Here is a 26729-nt window from a genome sequence, read left to right on the forward strand (position 1 = left end):
CTATTTCTTACGCTTGCGAATGGTCTGCCGCACGGCCACGGCCCCCAGCGCGGCGAAAACCAGCACCAGCAGGGTCGTGCGCACGCCTCCCCGCTCCAACTGGAGCGCCAGCACGCCGCCTACGAAGAGGGCGAAACTCACGAGCAGCACGGTCGCCTTTCCCCTCATCGCTCCCCTCTTTTCAGTACCGCCCGGAGCATGGCCCCGAGGTCGATCCGCTCGCGGTGCACCAGGTAGGCGACATAGCCCGCAAAGACCAATATATTAAACGCATAGCCGGCGATCTTATTGCCCGCCAGCACCGTGAACCACTCGGCGGCGAAAAATGCCGCAAGGGCCACGGCGACGAATTCGCCGATGCGCGGCCAGGCGTAGGGCGTGGGGAAAAACCGCCGGTTGAGCCACCAGCTCACCGCGACCATGACCGTTTCGCTCCCCAGGCGCGCCCAGGCCGCTCCGTAGTAGCCCCAGCGCGGAATGAGCCAGCCGCCGAAAGCCACGATGGCCGCCAGGCCCGCGCCCGTGACGACGATGGCCAGCCAGGTGCGCTCCTCGCGCTTGTACCAGAACGAGAGGTTGAGCCACACGCCCGTCAGCACGTTGGCCCCCAGCACGACGGGCAGGATGAAGATTCCCTCGCGGAAATCGCGCCCCACGATCAGCGCGAACAGGTCGCGGAACAGGGCGATGCCCAGAAAAATGACCATGGAGACCATGACGTAGTATTTCAGAGCGGCGGCGTTCATCTGCACGAAATCCGATTTACGGAAATTGGAGAGGAAGAACGGCTCGGCGGCCAGGCGATACATCTGGTAGAAGAGCATCATCACCACGGCGATCTTGGTGATCGCCCCGTAGACTCCCAGCTGCGCCCCGGCGTTCACGGGCGCCAGGGAGTAGATCATCAAGCGGTCGATGAATTCGTTGGCCGTACCCGCCAGTCCGCCGATCAGCAGCGGCAGCGAGTAGGCGAAGACCGCCGCGAGCAGCGCCCGGTCGATCCGGGGCAGGGTGCGGTCGACGGTGCAGAGGACCGCTCCCCACGTAACCACGCTGGCCGCGAGGTTGGCCACCAGGACCCACCCCACGCCGAAATCGGTCGAGAAGAGCCCCGCGGCGCCGAACGCCACAGCCAGCACCACGTTGAGCACCACGCTCAGGGCTTTCAGCCCCACGAACGTGAGGGCCCGCCCCTGCTCCCTCAACCGCGAAAAGGGGATGCAGCTCCACACGTCGAAGAGGATGATCGCCCCGACCCACACCACGTATTCCGGGTGCGCGACGTAATCGGGTCCCATCCACTGCGAAATGCCGTTGCGGAAGAGCAGGACCGCCCCGAAAAAGAGCGCCGCCGCCAGCGAGGTGATGCCCCACGTGGTGGCGAAGAGCCGGCGCTTGGCCGCCGCAACATCGCCCCCGGCCGCGTCGGCCTTGCCCGAAAAACGGAAATAGCTCGACTCCATGCCCATGGTCAGCAGGGTGAGCGCGAGCGGGATAAGGGCATAGACGTAGGTGACGATGCCGTAGGTCTCCTGCCCGAAAATGCGCGTGTAGTAGGGCGTGAGCAGATAGCTCAGGAACCGCACCGCAATGGTGCTGATGCCGTAGACAGCGGTTTGTTTGGCCAGTTTTTCGAGCATAACCCAACGGTAAGCCTGCAAAGATACAAATTTTAGCCGGAAAAGGCGACACGGTTTTTTTCTTTCCGGGAAAGAAAGCGCCGAACCGGGGAAAGTGGGGTGTACAGCCCGCCGTTCGCAGGGCCGACGGGTCTGTCGGAGGCGTTCGTTAAGCGGCCGCATGGACAATTCGCCCCTGCCGCATACAGCTGGCAGGGGCGAATTGCTACCCGGAGCAAGGGACAGCCTCTACTGTGCGCCAAGCGTCGTGAGGACCAGCGATGCCCGCTGCTCCTCGGAGACGGTCGATTTTACGGCGTTGGCGAACAGCGTCTGCAACTCCTGCGTGTCGAACGGTTCGGCCGAGCCGAAGAGCAGATAGACCGTATCGTCGTCGGAAAGTCCGGCGAAGACGAAGTGCTCGACCGCCAGCTCGGCATGGGGCGGTACGAGCATGTAGGGTTCGTCGCACGAATAACCCAGGTTGAAGCACAGCACCGGGAAATTGAGCCGCTCGGAGAGGGCCAGCACGTTGACATAGAGCGCCTCGGCACTGCGGTTCGACACCGCGAAATAGAAATCGCCGTCCCCGGTGGCGACTTTGCGCAGCACGAGCCGCTCGTCGGAGCCGACCGGGGGCCGGGCAATGGCTTCGCACAGCGAGGCATAGACCGATTCGGTCGTGCTGCCGTCGGCCATGCCGCGGTACGAAGCGCCGACCGACTCGTGCGTATACCCCTCGGCGGCATTCGAGGCCACCGAGCGGCGTATTTGCTCGTTCATCTGACCGGTGATCCGGTCGGCCCGGCGCTTGGCGCTGTTGATGATCTGGCCGACGCGCTGCTCGCCCGCTTCGGCGGAGTAGAAGATCCGGTTGGAGGTGTTGTCGATGATCCCCACGCGGGCCTCGGGGGCCAGCCGCAGTACGTCGATGGCCGAAATGCCGGCGCGCTTCGCGGCGGCGGTCCACCCCTGCGGGGTCTTCAGCTCCACGGTGCCTTCGATCTTGTAGACGGCATAGCGCCCCTGGGCTACCGCCGCTGCGGCGAAAAGCGAGCAGGCAAGAAGAACAAAAAACTTTTTCATATGCTTTTGAATTTACGTCTCCACATTTTACGAAACCACTCGCCGGCGCCCACCATGCCGAACCAGATGTCCGACGCCAACAGCCCGAGGGCAACCATCAGCAGGGGCTTGGCGAAATTGATGCAGATCCGGTGCGAGATGAAGAGGTGGCAGCCGCACAGCACCACCAGGTAGAGCAGCAGCAACTGAAGCAGCCGGATCACCAGTTCGCCGACATTCTTGTCGCGCAGCAGCACATCGGCCAGCACCATCAGAAAGCAGAGCGCGATGGCCACCGTCCAGTCAAATCCATTGCCCGTTTCGCGGATGTAGTCGCCGCGAAGAATCGTCGAAAGCGCATGCGCATGGAGCAGCACGCCGGGCATGCGCGCATCGGTCGGGGTCATGTGCCGGTCGTGCAGGTCGCGGACCGTACCGATCAACACGATTCGGTCGTGCAGCAGTTCGCGGCACGCGAGCACTTCCCCGGCTTCGACCACCTCGAATTCGCGCGAGGGGTAGGCGATCGTTTCGTAGGCATTGCCGCGGGCGGCGAGGCGGTCGAATGCGGCCGGATCGGCCTGCCGGGCGAGCACGGCGACGAAATTGAGCACCGTGTCCTGTGCACGGGGGAACAACGGCCGGAATTCGCGGATCGCACTGCGTGTGTCGCTGCCGGCCAGGTTGACGGCACCGAATTCGGCCGAAGAGACCCGGTCGTAGAAGAACGACCCCTTGCCGGAAGCGAACCGATCCGCCTCGGCCTCGTAGCGCAGATCGAGCGGCAGGACCAGCCGTTCGCACGCGCGGATCGCCCCGACGAGCCGCTCGTCGCTTTCGCCCATCGGGTAGTCGAAAAACACGTCGAGCCCGACGGCCCGCGGAGCGCAGAAATCGACCTGTTCGACCACCTCGGCGATCTCTTCGCGCGAACAGTCGTCGATGGCCACCACCACGATCCGACGGTCCAGCTCCCTTACGCCCCGGCCGTCGGCCACGATCTGGTAGAAATCCGAAATGCGGAAATCGCTCGCCTTTTCCATCGGTGCGAAATAGGAGATCGAGGAGATGTCGTACGCGACGGCGAACGAGATCAGAAAGGCCAGGACGGTGATGCCCACGGCCGTGGACACCCGGCCGACAGGCCATTTCATATCTTTGATCTTAACCACCGGATGCACTGTTACCGGGACAAATATAGCGATTTATTTGGATAAAAAGGACGAAATTCATATCTTTACTGACCCAACAAAACATCCCCCATGAAGAGAATTCTGCTCCTGCTTTCGGGATTGCTGCTCGCCGGCACGGCCCCGGCGCAGCACATCACCAACTACAACACGAAAATCGCCACGATCTACCACGGCAAACCCCGGACGCTGATCGAAATCGCCGAGGGACAGGGGGTCTGCATCACAGAGTTCGACACGGCAGGCCGCATCGTCTCGGAGAAGCTCGACAAGTACGACTACACGTTCAATTACCGCTGGACCGAATCGAAAATCGTCCTGACGGTGTGCGACGATGCCGGGAACAAGCTGAACACGCTCGAAATGGACTATGCGGAGGAGCCCGGGCGGCTATTCATCGACGGGGGCAAAATGGGAACCATCGAATTTCTGTTCAACGACAACGGCACGGTCGATCGGATCATCTCCAGCAAGAACGGGCAGCAGGGCGGTCTGCGGGCCCTGTACGAACCGGACGATCCGTACCGCTGCACCACGTTCGAAATAATGGTGAACGGGAAAGTCGCGGGAAAAGCCACCAACGAATATACGGAGGAGGACGAAGCGGGCAACCCCGTCGAGTGCATCCAAACTGCGAACGGAACCGCCTGCGCCATCCACCGCAAAATCACCTATTACGAGTAAAACTCCGCCGCCGATGAACGTACGTCTGCGAAAATCCGCACGCCTGCTGCTCGCCGCCTGGGCGCTTCTTTGCTTAGGGCCGCTGCGGGCCCAGACCGATCCCCAATCCGCACTGCGGAGGGCGGGCGATCTGGTCAGCATGGCCTACGAGCAGCTGATGCTCAAACGCGACTATGCCGGGGCGCGGCGCTCGTTCGAGGAGGCGGCCGCGATCTACAAGGCGCAGAACGGTCCGCAGGACAAACGGTACCTCGAAGCCATATACGGCCTGGCGGACGCCTGCGAGAAAGCGGGCGATCTCAGGGGGGCGCTCGAACACCTCGGGCTCTATGCCCGCTGCGCGACGCGCAACCCTACCCGTACCTACCTCCGGCTGGGGACCCTGCACCGCAAGGCCGGGAACCGCACGGAAGCGGCCAACAATTTCGGCGCCTGCATCGCGCTCTTCGAGCGCGACAGCGTGAGATGGAGCGCGGACGTTTCGAAAGCGTTCGACGAACTGGCCGACCTCCTTGATCAGACGGGCGACTATCCAGGGGCCCTCGAGACCTACCGCAAGCACCTCCGGCACATCGAACGCTTCGACGGGCGGGGACACAAATACGCCGTCGGGCTTACGAACATCGCCACGATCCTACATAAAAAGGGCGACGACCGCGAGGCGCTGCGCTGTTACGAAGAGGCGCTTGCGGCCATGCAGGAGGCGGGAACGCTCAACCGGGAGGGGCTGCCCTATGCCAACCTGATGAACAACATGGGCCTTTCCTATCAGGCGCTGGGCGATTATCGCCATGCGCGAAGATGCCTGACCGAAAGTCTCGGGCTCAAAAAGCGGCTTTTCGGGGAGATGCACCCCGAATACGCGGTGACGCTGAGCAACCTGGGCACGCTCTCGAAAGAGGAGGGCGATTACGAGGGAGCCATCGCCTGTTTCGAGCGCGCACGAACGATTTACGAAAAGCAAAGCGGACGCGAGACGGTCGAATACGCCCGGACGCTGGGCAATCTCGGAGCGACCTGCGATGCGGCGGGCCAATACGACCGGGCGCTCGCATACGGCGGGGAAGCGGCCGCGTTGTATGCCCGCCTGCTCGGCGAGAACCACCCCGAGTACGCTACGGCGCTCGACAACCTCGCTTCGGTCTACTCCGACAAGGGCGACTACGCCCGGGCGCTCGAAACCTACCGGCGCTCCCTGAAAGTCTATGCCGGCTCGCTGGGCGAACGACACCCCGATTACGCAGTTTGTCTGAACAACATCGCCACCGTGCACCATCGGTTGGGCGAACTGGACGAAGCCAAACGGCTCTTCACGCAGGCAGGCGACCTTTTGAGCCGCGCGCGAAACACCGAACACCCTCTCTATCTGGTCACGCTCAACAACCTGGCGGCGATCTACGCCGACGAGGGGGATTACGCCCAGGCCGTGAAATGCCAGCGACAGCGGCTCGACATCATCCGAAAGGTCTACGGCGAACAACACCCCGACTTTTTTCTGACGCTCAACAACCTGGGAAGCACCTACGCTTCGATGGGCGACTACCGGCAGGCATTCGAGTACCTCCACCGCAGCGAGGAGCTTCAGCGCACCTCCGGCCACGGGGAGACGGCCCTCCATGCCGCTACGCTGGGCAATATCGGCAACCTCTGCGAGCAGATCGGAGACTGGAGTGAAGCCGAAAAGTACTACACGCAATGCGCCGACCTCCGCCGACGCATCCAGGGCGCGGAACACCCCGACTACGCCCAAGTGCTCGGCAATCTGGCCGATCTTTGCGTCCGAAAAAACGAATTCGACCGGGCCGTCGAATACTACCGCCAGGCCCTCGACATCGTGCGGCAAGCGCTGGGGGAGAACCATCGGCAGTACGCGAACTTGCTGAACAATGCCGGAAGCATGTACAACGAGACGCAAAACCCGCAGCAGGGCGAAGCGCTGCTGCGGCGCGCGCTGGAAATATGTGAGAAAAATTCGCTGCAAACGACCTCGCTCTACGCCTCGGCACTGAACAACCTGGCTTACAACCACGCCTTGCGGGGCGAGACGCAGCAGGCGACGAACCTGTACGAGCGCAGCGCCGCCGCTTACGGCCGACTGCTCGGGCCGCACCACCCCAGCTACCTCACGGCCTGCAACAACATCGCCCAGACGGCCTTTGCGGCTGGCGATTACAAGCGGGCCAGGGAGTGTATGGAGTCGGTCTTCGAGGCCACGCGGGCCAACATGCGCAGCGATTTCGCTTTCCTGACCGGACGCGAAAGGGCCGGCTACTGGCACCAGCAGCAAACCACGATCGGCAATGTCTTCGCGCTCGGAGCCGGAGAGGTGGACGGCGGAACCGCAAAATTGATCTACGACGCTTCGCTGCTGAACAAGGGGCTGCTGCTCACGACCAGCCTCGAACTGGAGCGCATCGTGCGCGAGGCGAACGACCCCGAACTGACGGCCCGGTTCGAAGAGCTCGGGCGGCTCCATGCCCGGCTCGCCCGACTGCGGGCTGCGGCTGAAGAGCGCGTTTCGGACGGGGCGGCAGGCGGAACGGTTGCGGCTGCGGACTCGCTCCAGCAGATGATCGCGTCGCTCGAGCGCGCCATGCAGGCCCGCTCGCAGGCTTACGGCGACTACACGGCCCACACGGTGCTCGGCTGGCAGCAAGTGCGCGACCGGCTCGGCCCCGACGATACGGCCGTGGAGATCGTCAGCTACGGATACGTGACGGATACGCTTTATGACGCCGTCGTGCTGCGCAAGGGGTGGAAAGCGCCGCGCCACGTGCGACTCTTTTCGAAAGACGAACTGCGCGACCGGGGCATTTCGACAGCCGACATGCGGCTCTACGACGATCCGGCCCTGCTCACGGCCCGCCTCTGGAAACCGCTCGAACCCTACCTCTCGGCGAACGGCTCGGTCTACTTTGCCCCCTCGGGCGAACTGTACAATGTGGGAATCGAGTACCTGCCGCTCGACGATTCGGTGCGGATCGGCGACCGCTACGACCTGGTCCGGCTCTCGTCGACCCGCGAACTGGTGCGACGAAGCCCCGCCCCGGCCAAGCGCTCGGCCGCGCTGTTCGGGGGTCTGAACTACAATACGCCCGTCGACGAGATGGAGCTCTACGCCGCAGCCAGCGGCACGCGCGGCAGCGGCGACCGGTTCCGAACACCCGGCACCCGCGGAACGGTCTGGAGCTACCTGGGCGGCACGCGCCGCGAGGTGGAGCAGATCGAACGGCCGCTTACCGAGCGCGGCTACGCCACCGCGCTCATCACCGGCGACGAGGGCGTGGAGGAGCGCTTCAAGGCCCTCACGGGCAGCCGGACTGGGTTGATTCACATTGCCACACACGGCTTCTACCTCCCCGCGGAGCGCCCGGCGGCCGCCGGCGGCCGACCGGAGCCCGAAGAGGAGCAGCGTGCGCTCCGCCGCGCGGGGCTTTTGTTCGCCGGAGCGAACAACGCATGGCTCGGGCGCGCCCGGCTGTCGGACGAGATCGACGACGGCATCCTCACAGCCGCGGAGATTGCGCAGCTCGACCTGCGGGGCGCCGACCTGGTGGTCCTCTCCGCCTGCCAGACCGGATTGGGCGAGGTGACGGGCGAGGGGGTGTTCGGCCTGCAACGCGCTTTCAAGAAAGCCGGCGTGCAGACCCTTGTGATGAGTCTGTGGGAGGTAAGCGACCAGGCCACCAGCACCATGATGACCGCTTTCTACGAGCGGTTAGGCCAGGGGCTTTCCAAACGGGAAGCATTCCGGGCGGCACAGCAGGCGGTCCGGGAACAGTCGTTTCTCAAGGAGGGAAAGAGGTGCAGCGGCGAGGACCCCTATTTCTGGGCATCGTTCATCCTGCTCGACTGACCCGCGGCCAAGCCGATCCGCAAAGCACCGCAGGGGCAACCCTGCGGATGGAGTTTATAACCACTTTTTGTACTTGAAATACCAGATCGTCAGCCCCGAGCAGAAGAGCATCAGGGAGATGGCGAAGAGGTAGCCGGCGGGGACGACCCAGCCGTTGGGAAGCGTGAAATGCCAGTCCAACTCGGGCATGTACTTGAAATTCATCCCGTAGATCGAGGCGATGAGCGTCGCGGGCATGAAGATCACGGCGGCCACCGAGAAGATCTTGACGATCTCGTTCTGCTCGATGTTGATCAGGCCCAGCGCGGCGTCCTGGATGTAGTCGAGGCGCTGGAAGCTGAAATCGGCGTGGTTGATCAGCGAGTTGACGTCCTTGATCATCAGTTGCAGCCGCGGGTAGATGTCGTTGGGGAAGCGCTCCGAGCGCAGGATGCCCGAGAGGACGCGCTGGCGGTCGAAGATGTTTTCGCGCAGCGACATCGTGGACTCCTGCAGGGCGCTGATGCGGTGCAGCACCTCCTTGTCGATCGAGTCCTCGGAGTTGATGTCTTTCGACAGGGCCGCGACCTGCTTGGCGATCAGCTCCACCAGGTCGGCGTCGAAATCGATCCGCACCTCCAGGAGCGAGATGAAGACGTGGTAGCCCGTGGAGTAGCTGCGGTAGTTCATCTGCAGGCGCTTCTCCGTCTCGCGGAACGTGCGGAACTCGGCGCTGCGCACCGAAACCAGCACGCCCTCGTTCGAAATGATGAACGATACGGGCTCGACGATGAACGAGTCGCCCGTCGGGACGAAGAAATTGGAGTTGGAGATGATGGCGTTCTCGTTCTCGGAGTATTTCGAGGTGGACTCGATCTCCTCGACCTGCTGTTTGGTCTGGAGGCTGATCTCCATAAAGTTTTCGACGGCTTTCTGCTCCTTGATCGTGGGCAGCAGCATGTCGATCCACAGGATGTCGTCGTAGCCCAGTTCGTCGAAGAGCTTGGTGTCGGCATTGCGGATGATCTTGTTGTATTGCTTGAGGTAAATCGTAATCATGAAAAGGCTCTCTGTGTGGTTCGTAATCCGTTTGCGATAGAGAGGCGGACCGGCGGTCCGCTAACCTCTTCAGCCGGGATTGGCCCTCGGGGAGACCTTCAGACCCGAGTCCCAGAACTTTTGGAGCGCCCGGCGCTTCTGGTTGTCGAAAATGCAGTCGATGGCCGTCAGGTGGCCATAAGCGTCGAACGGCCTCCGGTCGTAACCGTATTCGACGACCGCTTCCCACACGTGTTCGAGCCCGTAGGTGAGCGCATGCTGCAACCATTCGGACAGGTCGGGATCGGTCTCGGCACGGGCGACCCAGACGGCATACGGCACGGGCTTCTTCGTCTCCAGCAGCACCGCGAGGGGCGCATCCTCCCCTGCAAAGAGCGGCCCGGCGGGCGAACCGGGTTCGTGCTCCAGGAGGAAATCGACCGCCCCGCGCCCCGCCAGGCTCAGGCAGTAGCCGGTCACCAGGCGCACGTCCGCCAGCGTCGGCACGACGTGGACCGGTACGAGGGCCAGGTCGGCCTCGTGACGAAGAAACTGCTCGGTGACGGCGGGGAAATCGGACAGGGACAGTTCGGCACGGAAACTACTTTCGTGCTGCACACCGTAGAGGAACGGTACCGTATCGAGATACGACACGGCGGCTATACGGGGAACTGTGACCATCATCCATAGGGGATAAAAACTACTGGTTCGTAGGGCAAAGTTACACAAAAATCGGTGTTTTTTCCACAATTTTCAAAAAAAACGCTCCGGGGTCTTGACAAGGGGGTATGCGATGTTGTATATTTGCCTCGCAATTCACACCGTGCGATGTACCGCACGCCAGTTATCGACAACTATCGCAGACTGATTCTCAGTCTTTTGTGAATTGTTTTCACCGTTTATCAACATTTTCTTGACCTGTTTTCAACAATTCGGCCGCAACGGGCCCTTGCGTCGTCCGCGCTGTTTGAAAACGCAAAACCTCACGACATGACATTCAGAGAGATTCCGCCCCAGCATGCGCCGCTGGGTGATGCACTGTACTACGCCGTCGGAAGCGACCGGGCGCAGACGTTCGAGGTCCGTATCCGCAGCGACTCGGGGGAGCTGCTGGGCGCCAAGCGCTTTGCGGGCGTGGCCGAAGCGCGGTTCGACCTGGCGCCCTACCTGCGCCGCATTGTCCGATTCACACCCGTCGCGGGCGGCACGGGGCCGGTGGCGGCCACAGGCCGCACGGTAACGGCCACGGCGGAGGCCGGGGAGCGGAGCGAGCAGGAAAGTACGGCGGCAGTCATGGAGGAGGCAAGTTCCGATGCCGACGAACTCCCCGGCGACGCGGTGCACGACCCGGATAGAGCAGCGGTCACAAAGAGCAGACCGGAGGGGCTGGAAAGCACCGCTCCAAAGACAATCACGAACAGAGTAGAGAGCGCCCCGGCGGAAGCGGGCGGCGAGGCGGCGAAAGCGGCTCCGAACGGACACGGAAGCACCGCTCCAAAGACAATCCCGGACGAACTGGATAGCACTCCGGCGGAAACGGACGGCGGGGAGGCGAACGAGGACCGTGTTTCGGAGGGGACCGCGGAGAGCCACAGCGAAAGCGCGTTGCGAAGCGCTGCGTCACATGCAGCGAGGAGCAAGGCGGAAAGCGGGACGGTGAGCGAAGAGGAGCACGGGGAGGAGCGCAAGACGGAAAGTATTGCTGCGACCTTCCAGCAGAGCAATACCGAAAGCGACACGGCGAAAAGCGGGTCGGTCACCGCCCTTGCGGCCCGTGCGGAACCGGACGGCTGGCACCTGCTGACAACCGCCCCGCAGCGCACCTTTCTGGCATGCGAGACCCCGGTTGCTGCGCCGGCGCTGCTGACGACCATCCCCCTCTGCCGGATGATCGGCCCGGCGGAATGCGACGAACTGACGCTGCTGACCGCCGGTCCGATCCGGGTGGCGGTCACGGCCCGAAGCCCCTACTCCGACACGGCCGAGGTACACCGCATCCAGTCGGCGGGGCTCCACCTCTTCCGGGTCGACCTCGGGGATTTCCCCGACGCCGAAACCCTTACGGTCGAGGCCGAAGCGTGCGGAACGGTATGCTACACCGTCGTGCCGCCGCCCGAGGGAGCGTGCCGCCTGGCCTGGCGCAGCCAAGCCGGCTCCATCGAGCACTACACCTTTCCGGTAGTGCTCGACACGACGGTCCGCGTGGTCCGGCAGCGCGCCACGAGCACCGGGGGAGCCGCCCGCTGGAAAGAGCGTACGACGACGCTCCGCTCGGCCTACGAGGTACGCGAGGTGCTCGAACCCCTCTCGGAAATCCTCTCGGCTCCGCAGGTCTGGCTCCTGCAAAACGGCAGTTACACCCCGGTGGAGGTCGCAAGCGACCAGGCGACCGTCCAGCGCCACGGCGCAATGAGCTTTCTGGAGATCGTCCTCCGCAGCAAAACCCGAACGCCATGGAACTGACCATCGACAACCGGCCCTGCGATCTGGGCGAGGGGACGATCGCCGTTCCGGGCTACGACGCGGCGAAATGCGCCGACATCGACGCCTGCCGCGAGGGGCGTTCGCTGCGGCTCACAATCCCCGCCACGGCGCGCAACGACGCCCTTTTGGCTTTCGCCCGCGATCCGCACGCCGCCGTGCGCTTCAATTCCACGGTCCACCGGGCGGAACTCAAAGCCGAGGGGGCCACTCTGCTGCGCGGCACGGTGCGGCTGCTTGCCGCTTCCGAGGCCGGCTACGCGCTCGAAATCCGCTCCGGCGGTGCCGGCTGGGCGCAGCAGGCGGCCCGGCGGATGCTCAATACCCTCGGGGTGGAATACGAGGCGGAGCTGACCCCGCTGACCATCTTCCGCAGCTGGACCGACTCGACGCCCGTGAAATTCTTTCCCATCCATCGCGACGCTTACCCCGGGCGAAACGCCCCCGAAGACCTGCTGCCCGCCGAGCGGCTGCTCTCGGTGGACGACTACCACCCTTTTCTGCACCTTGCGACGCTCATCGAAACTCTCTTCCGCGAAGCGGACTACCGCATCGAGAGCCGCTTTTTCCGGTCGGAGTTCTTCCGTTCGCTCTACATCAGCGGGGCCTACGCTTCGCACGACACGACGGCCATACAAGCCCGGATGGGGTTCTTCGCCCGCAGGCTGGGAGCAGTCTCGGCCACGGCCGACCAGGCGGGCCGCGTCTACGCCGACCCGGCAACGACCGAAAATTCGGTGGGAAATCTCCTCGAAACGGCCACGCCCCCGTCGGTCGATGCGGACGGCGAACCGATCCCAGAACTCTGCAACAACGGCAACTGCTTCCGCATCGAGCAGGGGCGCATCCTCTTCCGGCCCCCGACCGAGGTGAACGCGGGGTTCGAGTACTACCTCCGCTACACCACCGACCACCGCATCCTCAGCCGCACGCGGCTCGAGGGGTTCGATACCCTCTACCTCGGTCCGGGCGGCGAAATGCCTTTCTCGCTGGCCAACCGCTACGCGGACCGGCGCGAAGAGCTGGCACCGAACCGCAGCTACCTGGCGATCGTTTTCGACCACCGCGAGGGGGCGCAGTACCGCCTGACCTGCACCCTCGACGGTGCTGCCGGAAGCCTCTGGACCGCGTTCGCCGCCCGTACGGCGCAGGTCGCCTCGCCCGCCGGAGGAAGCGTCTCGGACCCGGTGCTGCAAGTCGCCGGGTCCGGCGGCTGGGCCGATTACGCCGGCGACTGGGCGCTCTACGACGGCTACATCGGCGAAACGGGACGCACGACGGTCGAGCTCAGGGTCCGCACGCCCGCCGAAACCGTCTCGGCGGACAACCCCAAAACATTCCACTCGATCTATTTCGCGGGGGCCGGCCCCGGAATGCGGCTTACCCTCCACAAGGAGTGTTCGCTGCGACCGCGCTTCCTACCCGGTCCGGGCTTCGGTTCGCGGATCGTCTTTGCCGACGTGGCGCGCCACCGCATGCGGCAGTCGGAGCTGCTCGAAGCCGCGGCCCACCTCTTCAACCTGCGTTTTTACACCGAGGAGGCGACCCGCACCGTGCGGATCGAACCGGCAGACGATTTCGCAGGCGCGGGAGCCGCCGCCGACTGGCGCGAAAAGAGCGACCTCTCGCAGCCTGCGCTCCTGGTCGACACCGCAGCGGAGGTCCACGAACTCCGTACGTGGGGCTATCAGGAGGGCGACGGCGCCGTCAGGCGCTTCGAAGCCCGGAACGACTGCCGGCTGGGTGCGTGGAGCCACCCGACCGCCTCCGCAGCGGCGCGGCTGGGCGAAAAAACGCGGCTCAACTCCCTCTTTTCTCCCACCCTCAGCGCGGCGGGTCACTACCTGAACGCCCCCTCGGCCTGCATCATGCAGGTCGGCGACCGCGACGCTGCCGAGGAGGAGGGCGCCGGGTTCACGCCCCGCATCGTCCGCTACCTGGGGATGCACCCCCTGCCCCGGGGCGAGCGCTGGGGCTACCCCTCCGACGGATCGGAGTATCCGCTCGCGGCGTTCCATTTCGCCGGGGATGCCCATGCGGAGCCATTCACGCTCTGCTTCGAGGACCGCGACGGCGCCCGGGGGCTTCACCGCTTCTACGACCGCCAGGTGCGGCAGGAGGAGTCGCGCGGCCGCATCGAACTCGCACTGCGCCTGGCTCCTCACGAGTTCGAAGCCCTCCTCGCTCCCGGGACCGGAGCGCCCGACATCCGCTCGGCCTTTTGCATCGACACCGGAGCCGGCTGCGTCCGCGCCACGCTCTGCACCGTCGGCGACTACGACCCCGAAGCAGCTTCCATCCGCTGCACGTTCGACCGCGCCTGCGAAGATTGAACGGCAAATCATTACAAACCAAAATCTTTAAAACCGAACGACATGAAATCCAGCATTCAAATCACCAACTCGGCCGAGGTGTGCCGCATCGACATCGAGGGCATCATCGGCGTCCCCGAAGAGTGGCAGTTCGACGAGCCGCAGGCGCGCGTGGCGACCTACGAAAAGTTCCGCGACACCGTGCGCCGCATCGGGCAGATCGAAGCCGCCGAAATCGAGGTCTCGATCCGCTCGACAGGCGGCGACGTGAACGACGCCCTGCTGATCCACGACGCTCTGCGCCAGTCGGGCGCCCGCATCACCACCCGCTGCTACGGCTACACCGCCTCGGCGGCCACGCTCATCGCGCAGGCCGCCTCGGAGGGGTGCCGCGAAATCTCCTCGAATGCCCTCTACCTGATCCACAACTCGGTCTGTGCCGCCGAGGGCAATGCCTCGGAGTTCTCCGCCAAGATCGAACTGCTCCGCTCGACCGACCGGCGCATCGCCGCCGTCTATGCCGCCCGCTCGGGCCGCGAGGCCGGGGAGTTCGAGGCCTTGATGGCGGAGAACAACGGCTGCGGCCGCTGGCTCTCGCCCGAGGAGGCCGTGGCGGCGGGGCTTGCCGACCGGGTGATCGAGGCCCCCGAACTCCCGGCCCCGGCCCTGACGCGGAACCTCGTGCGCGGCTGGGAGCGGCTGCTCGCCCGCGTAGGACTCCGACCGGGCGAAGAACTGCCGACCGACCGCAATATCCTGCATTTCCAGGAGGAGGAGCACTCCCGCCGCCGTGCGCTCGCCGCCGCGCAGCAGACGCTCCGGCAGATCGCACCTACCCGCACACGCCCCTGCGAGGACCCCTCGGTCAGCGATCCGGCGCCGACGCCCAACGAAGCGGCCTATGCCGCCGATGCACGGCTCTTCCGCAATTCATAATTATCGAATGTCGACACACGACCGGCGGTCTTGTCCGACAGCGGTTCCCCAGTTTATCGAGGGGGGGGGTCATTTTCTCTCTATCTGCGGACCGCAGCCAGCGGCGGCCGTAAGACGCCCGCTCTGTGGGCGGCAGGCGGTTCGGACGCTTTCGAGCCGGTGCTGCGCTCCCGATTTTGCACTCTTCCGCCCGGAGTGGCTGCGGACTGCCGCCGTTGGCGGCGAAACCTTTCACCTTTCCCTTTTCACCTTGCAATTTGTTAGCGACCCGTCGTCTGCCCCCGGGGAGGGAATCGGGGTATACGAAAATCGCTTCGGACCGAAATTCATTCGGAGGAGCTTTCCATCATCTCCCCGTTTTCAATTCTCAATTTTTCATTTTTAATTCTTACAAGCCATGTCATTTTTAGAAAACGCAAAACAGTACACCGGCAACGAGCTGGAAACCATCTTTTTCCGCCCCATGCTCACGGGCCCGTCGGCTCAGGAGCTGGGCGTGAGGGTACTCTACAACATGCCCGTTCCGACGACCATCCAGCTCTGGGACGGACAGCGCAACATCCTCCACAAATACGCCACGGCCGGGTGGAAAGGGGGCCAAGCAGCCACCAAGTACCAGAAAACGCTCTCGCTGAGCCGCGTCAAGGCCGAGCTGGGATTCTCCGCGGCCGACTATTTCTCGCTGGTCTTCGAAAAGATCGCGGCCCGCGCCGACGTCAACATGGACGACCTGACCGGCTCGGAACTCGAGCAGGCCGAAACGGCGCTCTTCAAGCAGGCCGTGGCCGAGAACATCCGCGCCACGATGTGGGTCGGCGACACCACGGCCTCGACGGGCTACAACACGTTCGACGGTTTTCTGAAGACCATCGTCGCCGCCGCGTCCGAAGAAAAGCTCTTCAACCTCCCCTACCAGGCGTCGCAGCTCGACAACCCCGAATTCCCGGTCGTGGTGTTCGACGAGTTGTGGCAAAACGCCGACAGCCGCGTTCAGGACATGAAAGCCGGGGGCCAGCTGGCTTATTTCGTCACCTCGGACCTCTACTACCTCTACGAGAAATACCTCGACTCGAAAGGCGCCGACGCGGCCTATTCGGGTGCAGTCGAGGGGCGGCCGGGGCTGGCCTACCACGGCATTCCGGTCGTCGACGTGCGGCTTCAGAACTACCTCCCGGGGACGGCGCTCCACCAGTCGTTCTGCCTCTTGACCGACCGCCGCAACCTCGTGCTGGCCGTCAACACGGCCGATTTCCCGGGCAACGAGGTTCGCATGTGGTACAACCCCGACCAGATGGAGAACCGCCAGCGCGCGGTGTTCATGGCCGGATGCGACGTGCTGGATGAGAACCTCGTAACCTACGCCTACCAGGCCTGACGCCCACCTCCCGCGGGAGCCGCAACCCTCCCGCGGGTTTTTTCACGAATAACCGAACAACCATGAAAAAGTACAAGACAACCGCCATCGGAGTTTCGAACCGCACCGACCCCTACATGACCCTCGGTGCGGGAAAGGTCCATAACGACCGCTTCTGGCGCTGGGGCGACGACAACCTCTTTCCGACGGCGCTGGCGCTGATGGCCCGCCGTTCGACCACCCACCGCCGGATCATCAACGACAAGGCAGACTACATCGCCGGCAAGGGGTTCGCTTGCGACCGCGAGCGGCAGCCCGAGCTGGACGCGTTCCTCGCCCGCGTGAACGGCGCCGACGAGAGCCTCAGGGAGGTGGTCGGCAAACTGGCTTTCGACAAGGCGCTCTTCGGCAATGCTTTTCTGGAGGTCGTGACCGACCCGCAGCACAGTCTGCTGGCACTCTACCACCAGGACGCTTCGCGCTGCCGCGTGGCCCGCGACTCGCAGCACATCCTGCTGCACCACGACTGGACCGCTTTCAAACCCTCCGAGGCGCGGACGCTGCCCCTTTACCCCCTTTTCGAGAAGCAGGGCGACGGAACCCTGCGCTCCGCGATCCACTACAAGGATTACGAACCCACGTTCGAGCACTACGGCGTGCCGCCCTACATCGCCGGCTTCGGCGTCTCGGCCATCGCCTGGAAGACCGACCGCTGGAACATTTCGCGGCTGGACAACTCGTTCCAGCTCTCGGGCGTCATGTTGCTCGACTCGACGACGGACAGCCCGGCCGAGGCCGAGCGGATCGTGCGGCTGGCCGAACAGAAATTCGCCGGCAACCCCGGGCAGGTCATGTTCGTGCTGCGCGACGGCGGCGAGGGCAGCGACGCCTCGCGCTTCATCCCCATCGATTCGCGCAGCGAGGGCGACTGGTACAAGCTGCACGAGCAGGCCGTCGCGGACATCGTCGTGGCCCACTCGTGGTTCCGGACCCTGAGCGGCCTGGACTACGCCGCGGGGTTCAGCGCCGAGCGCATCCTCAACGAGTACGAGGTGGCGCTCAATACGGTGATCCTCTCGGAGCAGGCCGAGCTGGTGGAGCCCATCCGCAGGCTGCTCACCGATGTTCGGGGCATCGACGCCTCGTCGCTGGCCATCGTCAACCGTCCGCCGACCCGCTCCAAACCCATCTACATGAAAGTCTGGGAAGCCCGCAAGGCCGACGGACTCGATTACGACCCCACAGATCCCCGGCAACAGGCTTTCCTGTCGGAGATCGCCAAGTACAACATCCGCAGCATCGAGTGAGCGGGTGCGGAACGCTCTCTTTGTCAATGATGCTCCGCAAGGATAACAATATTGATTACTTTTCACCTTTCACTTTTCACCTATGAACACCCTGATCTCACCCGCCCAGGCGATCTGCCTGGCATTTCCCGACGGAGAGTACCTCCCGGCCGGAACACTCACCGAAACGGACATCGCCGCAGCCGAGGAGCGCTGCATCGTTCCCGTGATCGGGCGGGCGCTTTACGAGAAGACGCTCTCCGGAGCCTGCGAGGAGCTGCGCCTGCGCTACCTCGCAGCTCCCACGGCGCTCTGCACCCGGCTGAGCGTACAGCCGCGGCTCGACATCCGCACGGGCCGCTGCGGTACCACGGCCCCACGGCCCGACGATGCGCAGCCGGCACCCGCCGACGCCCTCGCGCGCCTGCAAAAGCGGCTGCGCCAGCAAGCCACCGCCCTGCTGCGCCGCGCCACGGACTATCTCGAAACGCACGCCGGCGACTACCCCGTGTACGACCCCCGATGCAACATCCTCAACCGCTGCACGACCGATGGAGGCCTTGTACAGACTCGTTAGCGGCGCGGCGGCGGGAATCGCCGCGCTCTTCGCTCCGATCGGGCCGCTGGTGGCGTGCGCCGTGGCGTTCATCGGCATCGATTTCCTCTCGGGCGTAGCCGCCGGCCGGGCGGTGGCGCTGCGGGCGGGCCGCGCGTGGTATTTCGAGAGCTGCCAGGCGTGGCGCACGGTGCTCAAGCTCGGCCTGACGATCACGACCATCGGCATGGCGTGGCTGCTGGAGAACTGCGTGCTGGATTTCATGCACCTCGACCTCGCGCGGCTCTTCACTGGGTTCACGTGCGGCGTGGAGTTGTGGTCGTTCCTCGAAAACGCCGCGCAGCTCTCCGACGCACCGCTTTTCCGCTGGCTGAGGCGCTACGTGCGCAGGCGCATCTTTACAGAATTAAAAATTAGGAATTAAAAATTAAGAATTACCTTTCTATTTTCCTCCGCAGCCGGAGAAGAGGTATCGCAACGGCATCAGACAAACGATACCCACGGAAAGCCTGGACTCCCGATTTTTAATTCTTAATTTTTAATTGCTTATATTTGTTCCGTGCGACTTTCCCGACTTACCGAACGGCTCCAGCGAATGCCGATGCTGCGGATCGCCCTGCCCCTCGCGGCGGGGATCGCGTCGGCGGAGTACGCTTCGGCGCCCGCATGGCTGCTCGCGGCCGCTTTCGTCGTAACGGGGATTGTCGCCATGCTCTTCCGGTCGCAGACCGCGCTGCTGGCGCTGCTCGTGACCGCCGGTTTCGCCGCCGCACAACTGCGCCGAACGGAACCCGCCGTGCCCGTCGATGTCGGAACCCTTTTCGCCCTGCGGATCGAGGGCATTCCCTCCGACCGGGGCCGGTACACGCGCGCCGAGGCCGTCACCGAGGCGTGGCGCGACCCCGCCGGCGGGAGGTGGCATGCGGCCGGCGACCGCGTGGTCGTCTATGCCGACAGCCTCACGGTCCTCGAGGGCGGCGAGCGGCTCTACGTGCGGGGCACGATCCGCCCGTTCCGATCCAAGCTGGAAAGCTACCGCCGGCTGATGCTCCGGCGCTGCTTCGCCGGGACGCTCCGCCTCTCGGAAACGAGCATCTACCACCGTGCGGCCGAAGAGTCCCCGGTCCTGCACCGAAGCGCCGCGCAGCGGCTCGCCCGAGCGGGTCTCGGGGGCGATGCGGGTGCGGTGGTGCGGGCTATGACCGTGGGCGACCGGAGCGGCCTCGCGCCCGAACTGCGCCGGGCCTACGCCCGCAGCGGCATGTCGCACCTGTTGGCCGTTTCGGGCCTGCACACGGGGATCGTCTTTCTTTTGGTGAACCTCGCGCTCTGGTGGCTGCCGCTCCTCCGGCGCGGCCACGTGATGCGCAACGTGCTGGTCATCGCGGCGGTCTGGCTCTTTGTCGCCGCAGCGGGTTATCCGCCCAGCGCCGTCCGGGCCGCCGTCATGTGCACGCTGCTCCAGTTCGCGCTGGCCGCCGGCTCGGAATACGCCGGGCTGAATGCCCTGGGCGCAGCGGCCGCGGGGATGCTGCTGTGGAACCCGTCGTGGCTCGGCGACATCGGCTTCCAGCTCTCGTTCGTGGCCGTGGCGGCGATTCTGGCGTGGGGCGTTCCGCTTTGCAGGCGCTGCCGCACGCGGTTCAAAGCGCTAAACCTCGTGACCGACACCCTGGCTGTCGGCCTGACGGCCTCGCTGGCCACGGCGCCCCTCGTGAGCCACACGTTCGGGATCGTGCCGCTGGCGGGCGTCGTGCTCAACCCCGCGGTAATCCTGCTGGCGGCCGTGGTGGTGGCGAGCGGGCTGCTCTCGCTGCTGTTTCCGCCTCTGGGCGGGGTAGCCGTGGGTGTGGCGGCGCTGCTGAACACGCTGGCCGAACGGGTCGCGGCACTCCCGAACGGTGCGGCCGAATACACGCTCCCGGCAGCTGCAACGGCGGCGCTCTACCTCTTTTTCGCCCTCGCCACGGCGGCGGCATGGAGCCGCGAGCCGAAAAAAAGCGTATCTTTGCCCCGATGATCACCCAGGCCGAATACGAGCTGCTGTGCAGCGACGCCGTACGGCGTGCCGTGGCCGTTAACCGCGGCCGCGACCCGCTGGAGGTGGCGCTCGACCGCAGCGTGCCCCACGCGCGGATCGTGGCCACACAGGTCAAGTACCTCGCACGCGCCACCGTGAAACTCCCCGCATACGCCGCCGCGCAGTGCATCCTGCCCCCGCGGGCGTTCGAGCAGGCGTCGAGCGAAGCGTGCGCGGCGCACAAAATGCTCGAGGGCGACACGGTGCTCGACCTCACATGCGGCCTGGGCGTCGACGCCTGGTACCTGAGCCGCCGCTTCCGGCGCGTGGTGACGCTCGAACGCGACCCGGTCGTGGCCGCCGTCGCCCGCGAAAATTTCGCGCGCCTCGGGGCGGGAAACATCGAGGTGGTGACCGCCCCGGCCGAGGAGTACCTCCGCCGCCCCGGTCTGGAGTTCGACTGGATCTACGCCGACCCCGACCGCCGCTCGGCCGAGGGGCGCAAGCAGCTCCGGTTGGAAGCCTCGTCGCCCGACCTGTGCGCCCTGATGCCCCTCTTGCAGCGGGCATCGGAGCGGCTGTGCATCAAGTGTTCGCCCCTGTTCGATGTCGACGAGGCGCTCAGGCTCTTTCCTGCCAGCCGCGTCGAGGCGGTTTCGCTCGGGGACGAGTGCAAGGAGGTGGTGATCTACGCCGACGGCGCGGGCCCGCTCCTCACGGCCACGGCGCTCGGCCGCGGCTCCTATTCGGCTCCGCCCGACACGCCGGCTCCGCCCCTGCCCGCACGCTTCGACGCCGGGCACTACCGCTGGCTCGTACAGCCCGATGTGGCGTTGCAGAAGACCCGGCTGGCGCGACGCCACCTCTGGGGACAGGCCGACAGCTGGAGCGAAAACGGCTACGGATTCGCCCGGGAGGAGCCGCGGGAGGCGATTGGCAGGATATTCGCGGTCTCGAAGATCGAACCCTACGACCCCCGGCGGCTCCGGCGCGAGCTGAGCGGCGCGGGCGTCGAGCTGCTCAAACGCGACTTTCCGATAGACACCCCGACGCTGATGCGGCGGCTGGGCGTTCGCGCGGGCAATGAACAGCGGATCGCTTTTACCCGCATCGGAAACGAATACTGGACAATAAGGCTGCACGGGTAAACGGCGCTTCTTCAGCCCGGACGGGACACAAATACGAAAGCATGAAATTCAAGAGCATACTCACTTTCTTCACCGACACCATTTTCCGGCGCGACGCCAGCGAGTGGCACAACCCCGTCGTGAGGTGGTTCGTCGAGCAGTACAAACTGCTGTTCTACACCGCCCGCGGCCTGCTCGAACACGGCACCATCATCCGCTCGGCGGCCCTCACGTTCTACACGATCATGTCGCTGGTTCCGATCGTCGCGGTGGTCTTCGCCGTGGTCAAGGGGTTCGGGCTGGCCGACAAGCTGGTGGACAACCTCTACCGCCTGGTGCCCCAGTACCCCGACGTGGTGGATTACGTGGTCCAGTTCGCCGAGAAAGCCCTCGCCCGCACGCAGGGAGGCGTGGTGGCCGCCGTGGCGCTGGTAATGCTCTTCTGGGCCGTGATCCGGGTCTTCGGGTCGATCGAGAGCGCTTTCAACAACATCTGGGAGGTCAAGGTCGAGCGCAGCATCGCCCGCCAGTGGACCGACTATATCACGGTGGTGATGATCGTGCCGATCCTATGGATCGTGGCCAACGCAATGGGGAGCTATGCCGAGGAGCTCTTGGGCTTCGACGGCAGCTGGTTCTACAACCTGCTTTCGGACCTGGCGTCGATGGCGGTGATCTGGATCATGTTCACGTTCCTCTACATGGTCATTCCCAACGCCAAGGTGCACTTTCGCAGCGCCCTGATGGCAGGAATCGTCGCCGGCACGATCTTCCTCCTCTTCCAGTGGGGCTACGTCTACATCCAGCGGTGGATGACCTCCTACAACGCCATCTACGGCAGTTTCGCCGCGCTGCCGCTCTTTCTGATCTGGTTGCAGACCTCGTGGGAGATTCTGCTCTTCGGCGGCGAGCTGTCGTTCGCCTACCAGAACACCTCGCGCTACGGTCAGGAGCGCGAGTCGCTGCACATCAGCTACGACCAGCGCCGCAAAGTGCTGCTCGCGGTGATGCTCACGGTCGTCAGGCAGTTCCGCAACCGGGGCGGAGCCCTGTCGGCCGACGCGATCCGCGAAGAGCTGGAGCTGCCCACGCGCATCATCAACGACGTGCTGTTCCAACTGGTGCAGGCCGGGCAGCTGATCGCCGTGCGCCTCGACGACAGCGACCGCGACATGGCATTCGCCCCGGCGCACGACATCTCGACGATGACCGTCTACGGCGTACTGGAATCGGTCGAACGGGCGGGACAGACCGCGTTCGACCTCTCGCACACGCCCCAGCTGGCGCGCATCGACCGCGAACTGGAACAACTCAAGCTCGCGGCCCGCGAATCGCAGGACAATACGAAGCTGGTGGACTTGCTGTGATGGAATTAAAAATTGAGAATTAAAAATTAAGAATTTATGAATCAACAGCCTATTGATCACGATCGGAAGATCCCCAATTTTTAACTTTATTTTTTCATTTTCAATTATGAAAACAGTGGTGCTTATCGGCAGCGGCAACCTGGCCGAAGCGTTGGCCCGCGCCCTTGCGCGGAGCGGACCGGAACTGGTGCAGGTCTTCGCCCGCAACGCGGAACGGGGGCAGTTCGTAGCCCGGCTGGCCGGCGCCCGGTGGACCGACCGGGCGGAGGAATTGGCCGAGGCGGACCTCTACCTGCTGGCGGTGAGCGACCGGGCCGTGGCCGAGGTGGCGGCGGCGCTGCCCATCCCCCCGCAAGCCGTCGTGGCCCACACCGCGGGCAGCGTGCCCCTCGACGCGCTGCCGGCGACATTCGCGCGGCGGGCCGTGTTCTACCCGCTCCAGACCTTTACGCGGGGCCGCGAGGTCGATTTCCGGCGCATACCGATCTTCCTGGAGAGCTCCTCCGAAGCGCTGCGCTCCGAGTTGGAGGCGTTCGCGCTCCGGCTGAGCGACACGGTCTGCTGGGCCGACTCCGAACAACGGGCAAAGATTCACCTCGCGGGCGTCTTCGCCTGCAATTTCGCCAACCACATGTACGCCTTGGGAGAAAGCGTCGTCCGCGATGCGGGGCTCGGGTTCGACGTACTCAAACCCCTGATCGCCGAGACCGCGGCCAAAGCCCTCGACGCCTGCTCTCCGCGCGACGTGCAGACCGGACCCGCCGTGCGCGGCGACCTTGCCACGCAGGCGCGCCACGAGGCGATGCTTGCCGGAGAACCCCTGATGGAAACTATCTATTCAACTATAAGTCAAAGCATATGGGAAATTTCAAAGAAGATATAGCCCGCACCGAAGCCCTCGTCTTCGACGTGGACGGGGTGATGACCGACGGCGGGATCGTCCCCACGCCCGACGGGGATTTCATCCGCCGCTACAACGCCAAGGATGGCTACGCGCTGGGCTATGCGATCCGGATGGGCTACAAAATCTGCATCATCACGGGCGGGCGCGGCCGAACGCTCGAGAACCGGCTCCGGATGCTGGGCATCGACCGCTTCTACACCGACTGCATGGACAAGATCACGGTCCTGCGCAACTACATCCGGGAAGAGGGGTTGGACCCGCAGAACGTGATCTACATGGGCGACGACATCCCCGACCTGGAGTGCATGCGCGAGGTGGGCATTCCGGTCTGTCCGGCCGATGCGGCGTCCGAGGTGATCGAGGCGGCGCGCTACGTCTCGGAGTTCGACGGCGGCGCGGGCGCCGTGCGCGACATCGTCGAGCAGGTGCTGCGCGCCCGCGGCGACTGGGCCCGCAACTCGGACGGGGTCACGCCCTCGTCGCTGGCGGCGTCGAGGTAGAGCTCCGAACTCGACGAGGGTCGCAGGACAAGGTATTCCGTTCCTGATGGCAAGAAATGACCCAAGGTCGGACCATACGGTTCGACCTTGGGTCAAATAGTATCCGGGCGGAAACCGGACGGAGAGCGTCGTGGCCGTCTATCGCCTGTAACCTCCGCTTCTTAAGCCGGGGCGGGAATTGGATCGAAAGCCCCCATCCGACTATCGCCCCTTATGTCCCGCTTCATAAGGGGGCGGGACGGGAAACAGATGGAAAGCACTCGGTCCTCGAGTTGCCCCGTAACCCCCGCTGCTTAAGCGGGCGGAGCGGGAACCGGCACGTTAGCGTTTCATCCATCTATCGCCCCGTAGAACCCGCTTCTTAAGCGGGGGTTACCAGATGATGACGCGCTCCTCTTCGGGGAGGAACATGGCGCCGTCGGTGATTGCGAAAGCGTCGTAGAACGACTGGAGGTTGCGCAGCGTGGCGTTCACCCGCCACTTGCCAAGCGAGTGCACATCGAGTTTGGTCAGACGGGCGATCTCCGCGTCGCGGATATTCTGGGCCCAGAGCGTCGCGTAACCGAGGTAGAAGCGCTGGGCGTCGGTGAAGCCGTCGATCGGCGCGGGCGCGGGCTGGCCGTCGAGCGAGTTTTGGTAGGCGGTCCAGGAGACGCGCAGACCGCCCTGGTCGGCGATGTTTTCGCCCAGCGAGAGGGCGCCGTTGGCGTGGATAGCGGGTTGGTCGTCCTTGGCCGGGAGTACCTCGATGGCGTCGAACTGCTTCACGAGCACGTCGGTCTTGGTTTTGAACGCCTCGGCGTCGGCCTCGGTCCACCAGTTGTTCATGTTGCCGTCCTTGTCGAAATTGCGGCCCTGGTCGTCGAATCCGTGGGTCATTTCGTGGCCGATCACCACACCGATGGCGCCGTAGTTGACCGCATCGTCCGCGTCGGGGTTGTAGAACGGCGGCTGGAGAATGGCGGCCGGGAAGCAGATTTCGTTGGTCGTGGGGTTGTAGTAGGCGTTCACCGTCTGGGGCGACATGTGCCACTCGTCCTTGTCGACGGGTTTGCCGAGTTTCGAGATGTTGTCGGCCGTGTACCACGTGCTTGCGGCGACGATGTTGTCCCAGTAGCTCTTCGCGGGGTCGACGGCCAGCGTGGAGTAGTCCTTCCACTTGTCGGGATAGCCGATCTTCACGGTGAAAGCAGCGAGCTTCTCCTGGGCGCGGGCCTTGGTTTCGTCGGACATCCAGTCGAGCGCGGCGATGTGCTCCGAAAGAGCCTGCTGGAGGTTGCGTACCATGCCGACCATGCGGGTCTTGTCCTTTTCGGGGAAATACTTGGCCACGTACATTTCGCCGACTGCCTCCGAGAGGGTGTTGTTGGGCACCGACATGGCGCGCTTCCAGCGGGGTTTCTGCTCCTCGCGGCCCGACATGGCGCGGCCGAAGAAGTCGAACGACGCCTCGACGAAATCGTCGCTCAGGTAGGGCGCCGCGGCGTTGATGTACTGCGCCGCAAGGTAGTAGCGGAGGTCCTCCAGCGGGGCCGTTTTCAGCAGGTCGTTGGCGTTGGCGAGAGCCGAGGGGGTGGTGACGATGATCCGGTCGTAGTCGCCGATCCCGGTCCCGGCGTAGTAGGCCGGCCAGTCGATGGCGTCGTAGGTCTTCTCGAACGCGGCCTTGGGCGTGGGGTTGTACTGGGCGGGAATGTCGCGCAGCTGCACGTTCGACCAGTTCTTCTCCGCCAGGCGGGTTTCGACGGTCATGACGCCCTCGACGGCGCGGTCGATCTCCTCCTCGGGAACGCCCGAAAGGCGGAAGATACGCCCAAGGTAGGTCTTGTAGGCTTCGCGGAACGATTCGTTCTCGGGATCGAGGTAGTAGTCGCGGTCGCCCATCATCAGTCCCGGCTGCGAGGCGTAGAGGGCGTTCATATCGCTGTTCATCAGGTCGGTCTCGACCCCGATCCCGAAGAACGGATTGGCCACCGAGGCGTGCATGCGGGCGATCACGGGCGTAAGTTGCGCGCGGTCGCCGATGGCGAGGATCTCCCCGACGGCAGCGCGGATCGGTTCGGCGCCCTCGGCGTTCAGCCGCACGGAGTCGAGTCCCATCCGGTAGAGGTCGGCGATTTTCTGCTCGACGCTGCCCGGCTCGGCCCGGACGGCGGTCATGGAGGTGAACAGCTCGTTGATGCGCGTCTCGTTGTTGTCGCGCAGGATGTCGAACGAACCGTAGCGCGAATACTCGGGTTTGAGCGGGTTTGCGGCCTGCCAGCCGCCGGTGGCGTACTGGTAAAAGTCGGCGTTGGGGGCGACCGTGAGGTCCATGTTCGCCGGGTCGATGGCCGGCGATTTGGGGGTATTCTGACAACTTGCCATACAAGCGACTGCGGCTAAAATGATGATATGCCTCATAATTTTTAATTTTTGATTTTTCATTTTTAATTCGAAAAAGCCGCTTCTTGCG

General features: G+C 64.4%; 21 protein-coding genes. 14 read left to right on the top strand and 7 right to left on the bottom strand.

Features of this window, described 5'->3' with window-relative positions:
* From ACMQ11_RS11425 to ACMQ11_RS11440, 4 genes are all read right to left on the bottom strand, one after another.
* Nucleotides 1–168, bottom strand: a complete 168-nt coding sequence (locus ACMQ11_RS11425; protein ID WP_418992902.1) for a hypothetical protein — start codon at nt 166–168, stop codon at nt 1–3.
* Nucleotides 165–1640, bottom strand: a complete 1476-nt coding sequence (locus ACMQ11_RS11430; RefSeq protein ID WP_418992903.1) for a lipopolysaccharide biosynthesis protein — start codon at nt 1638–1640, stop codon at nt 165–167. The genes ACMQ11_RS11425 and ACMQ11_RS11430 overlap by 4 nt, the downstream gene beginning before the upstream one ends.
* A 228-nt stretch (nt 1641–1868) precedes the next feature.
* Entirely contained in the window at nt 1869–2705 is an 837-nt protein-coding gene (locus ACMQ11_RS11435) for a hypothetical protein (RefSeq protein WP_418992904.1), read from the bottom strand.
* Nucleotides 2702–3838 carry a CHASE2 domain-containing protein gene (locus tag ACMQ11_RS11440; RefSeq protein WP_418992905.1) on the bottom strand — a complete coding sequence of 379 codons (1137 nt, stop codon included), beginning with the start codon at nt 3836–3838 and terminating at the stop codon, nt 2702–2704. Before ACMQ11_RS11440 ends, ACMQ11_RS11435 begins: the two co-directional genes overlap by 4 nt.
* 108 nt (nt 3839–3946) lie before the next feature.
* Here ACMQ11_RS11440 and ACMQ11_RS11445 point away from each other — a divergent pair, with 108 nt between their 5' ends.
* Nucleotides 3947–4558 (top strand): hypothetical protein, encoded by a 612-nt coding sequence (locus ACMQ11_RS11445; RefSeq protein WP_418992906.1) that lies wholly within the window; start codon nt 3947–3949, stop codon nt 4556–4558.
* A gap of 13 nt (nt 4559–4571) precedes the next feature.
* Nucleotides 4572–8414 carry a tetratricopeptide repeat protein gene (locus ACMQ11_RS11450; protein ID WP_418992907.1) on the top strand — a complete coding sequence of 1281 codons (3843 nt, stop codon included), beginning with the start codon at nt 4572–4574 and terminating at the stop codon, nt 8412–8414.
* A 54-nt stretch (nt 8415–8468) separates the two neighbouring features.
* Here ACMQ11_RS11450 and ACMQ11_RS11455 read toward each other — a convergent pair whose 3' ends face one another.
* Together ACMQ11_RS11455 and ACMQ11_RS11460 are read right to left on the bottom strand one after the other, a co-directional pair.
* Nucleotides 8469–9452, bottom strand: a complete 984-nt coding sequence (locus tag ACMQ11_RS11455; protein WP_418992908.1) for a CorA family divalent cation transporter — start codon at nt 9450–9452, stop codon at nt 8469–8471.
* 69 nt (nt 9453–9521) lie between these two features.
* Entirely contained in the window at nt 9522–10115 is a 594-nt protein-coding gene (locus tag ACMQ11_RS11460) for an ABC transporter substrate-binding protein (protein WP_418992909.1), read from the bottom strand.
* A gap of 306 nt (nt 10116–10421) precedes the next feature.
* Here ACMQ11_RS11460 and ACMQ11_RS11465 point away from each other — a divergent pair, with 306 nt between their 5' ends.
* The 12 genes from ACMQ11_RS11465 to ACMQ11_RS11520 all read left to right on the top strand — a co-directional run bounded on the left by ACMQ11_RS11465 (nt 10422) and on the right by ACMQ11_RS11520 (nt 24274).
* The gene (locus tag ACMQ11_RS11465) at nt 10422–11894 is read left to right on the top strand and encodes a hypothetical protein (protein ID WP_418992910.1); all 1473 of its coding nucleotides are present in this window, start codon (nt 10422–10424) and stop codon (nt 11892–11894) included.
* Nucleotides 11885–14245 (top strand): hypothetical protein, encoded by a 2361-nt coding sequence (locus tag ACMQ11_RS11470; protein WP_418992911.1) that lies wholly within the window; start codon nt 11885–11887, stop codon nt 14243–14245. The genes ACMQ11_RS11465 and ACMQ11_RS11470 overlap by 10 nt, the downstream gene beginning before the upstream one ends.
* Nucleotides 14246–14287: 42 nt before the next feature.
* A complete protein-coding gene (locus ACMQ11_RS11475) occupies nt 14288–15160 on the top strand; it encodes a Clp protease ClpP (RefSeq protein WP_418992912.1) in 873 nt (290 codons plus the stop codon).
* Between the two features lie 397 nt (nt 15161–15557).
* Entirely contained in the window at nt 15558–16535 is a 978-nt protein-coding gene (locus tag ACMQ11_RS11480) for a hypothetical protein (RefSeq protein ID WP_418992913.1), read from the top strand.
* Between the two features lie 62 nt (nt 16536–16597).
* Nucleotides 16598–17821 carry a phage portal protein gene (locus ACMQ11_RS11485; protein ID WP_418992914.1) on the top strand — a complete coding sequence of 408 codons (1224 nt, stop codon included), beginning with the start codon at nt 16598–16600 and terminating at the stop codon, nt 17819–17821.
* Between the two features lie 82 nt (nt 17822–17903).
* A complete protein-coding gene (locus ACMQ11_RS11490; protein ID WP_418992915.1) occupies nt 17904–18377 on the top strand; it encodes a hypothetical protein in 474 nt (157 codons plus the stop codon).
* Entirely contained in the window at nt 18352–18780 is a 429-nt protein-coding gene (locus ACMQ11_RS11495) for a phage holin family protein (RefSeq protein WP_418992916.1), read from the top strand. The genes ACMQ11_RS11490 and ACMQ11_RS11495 overlap by 26 nt, the downstream gene beginning before the upstream one ends.
* A gap of 135 nt (nt 18781–18915) precedes the next feature.
* On the top strand, nt 18916–20376 hold the full coding sequence (locus ACMQ11_RS11500) for a ComEC/Rec2 family competence protein (protein ID WP_418992917.1): 1461 nt from the start codon (nt 18916–18918) through the stop codon (nt 20374–20376).
* Entirely contained in the window at nt 20373–21524 is a 1152-nt protein-coding gene (locus ACMQ11_RS11505) for a THUMP-like domain-containing protein (RefSeq protein ID WP_418992918.1), read from the top strand. The genes ACMQ11_RS11500 and ACMQ11_RS11505 overlap by 4 nt, the downstream gene beginning before the upstream one ends.
* 41 nt (nt 21525–21565) lie before the next feature.
* Nucleotides 21566–22870 carry a YihY/virulence factor BrkB family protein gene (locus ACMQ11_RS11510; RefSeq protein WP_418992919.1) on the top strand — a complete coding sequence of 435 codons (1305 nt, stop codon included), beginning with the start codon at nt 21566–21568 and terminating at the stop codon, nt 22868–22870.
* 106 nt (nt 22871–22976) lie between these two features.
* Nucleotides 22977–23753, top strand: coding sequence for a Rossmann-like and DUF2520 domain-containing protein (locus tag ACMQ11_RS11515; protein ID WP_418992920.1), 777 nt, complete (start codon nt 22977–22979; stop codon nt 23751–23753).
* Entirely contained in the window at nt 23729–24274 is a 546-nt protein-coding gene (locus ACMQ11_RS11520; RefSeq protein WP_418992921.1) for a KdsC family phosphatase, read from the top strand. Before ACMQ11_RS11515 ends, ACMQ11_RS11520 begins: the two co-directional genes overlap by 25 nt.
* Before the next feature lie 372 nt (nt 24275–24646).
* Here ACMQ11_RS11520 and ACMQ11_RS11525 read toward each other — a convergent pair whose 3' ends face one another.
* Nucleotides 24647–26641, bottom strand: coding sequence for a M13 family metallopeptidase (locus ACMQ11_RS11525; RefSeq protein WP_418992922.1), 1995 nt, complete (start codon nt 26639–26641; stop codon nt 24647–24649).
* Between the last annotated feature and the right edge of the window lie 88 nt (nt 26642–26729).

This window comes from Alistipes sp., from assembly GCF_048465575.1.
In the GTDB taxonomy this organism is placed as follows: Bacteria; Bacteroidota; Bacteroidia; order Bacteroidales; family Rikenellaceae; genus Alistipes.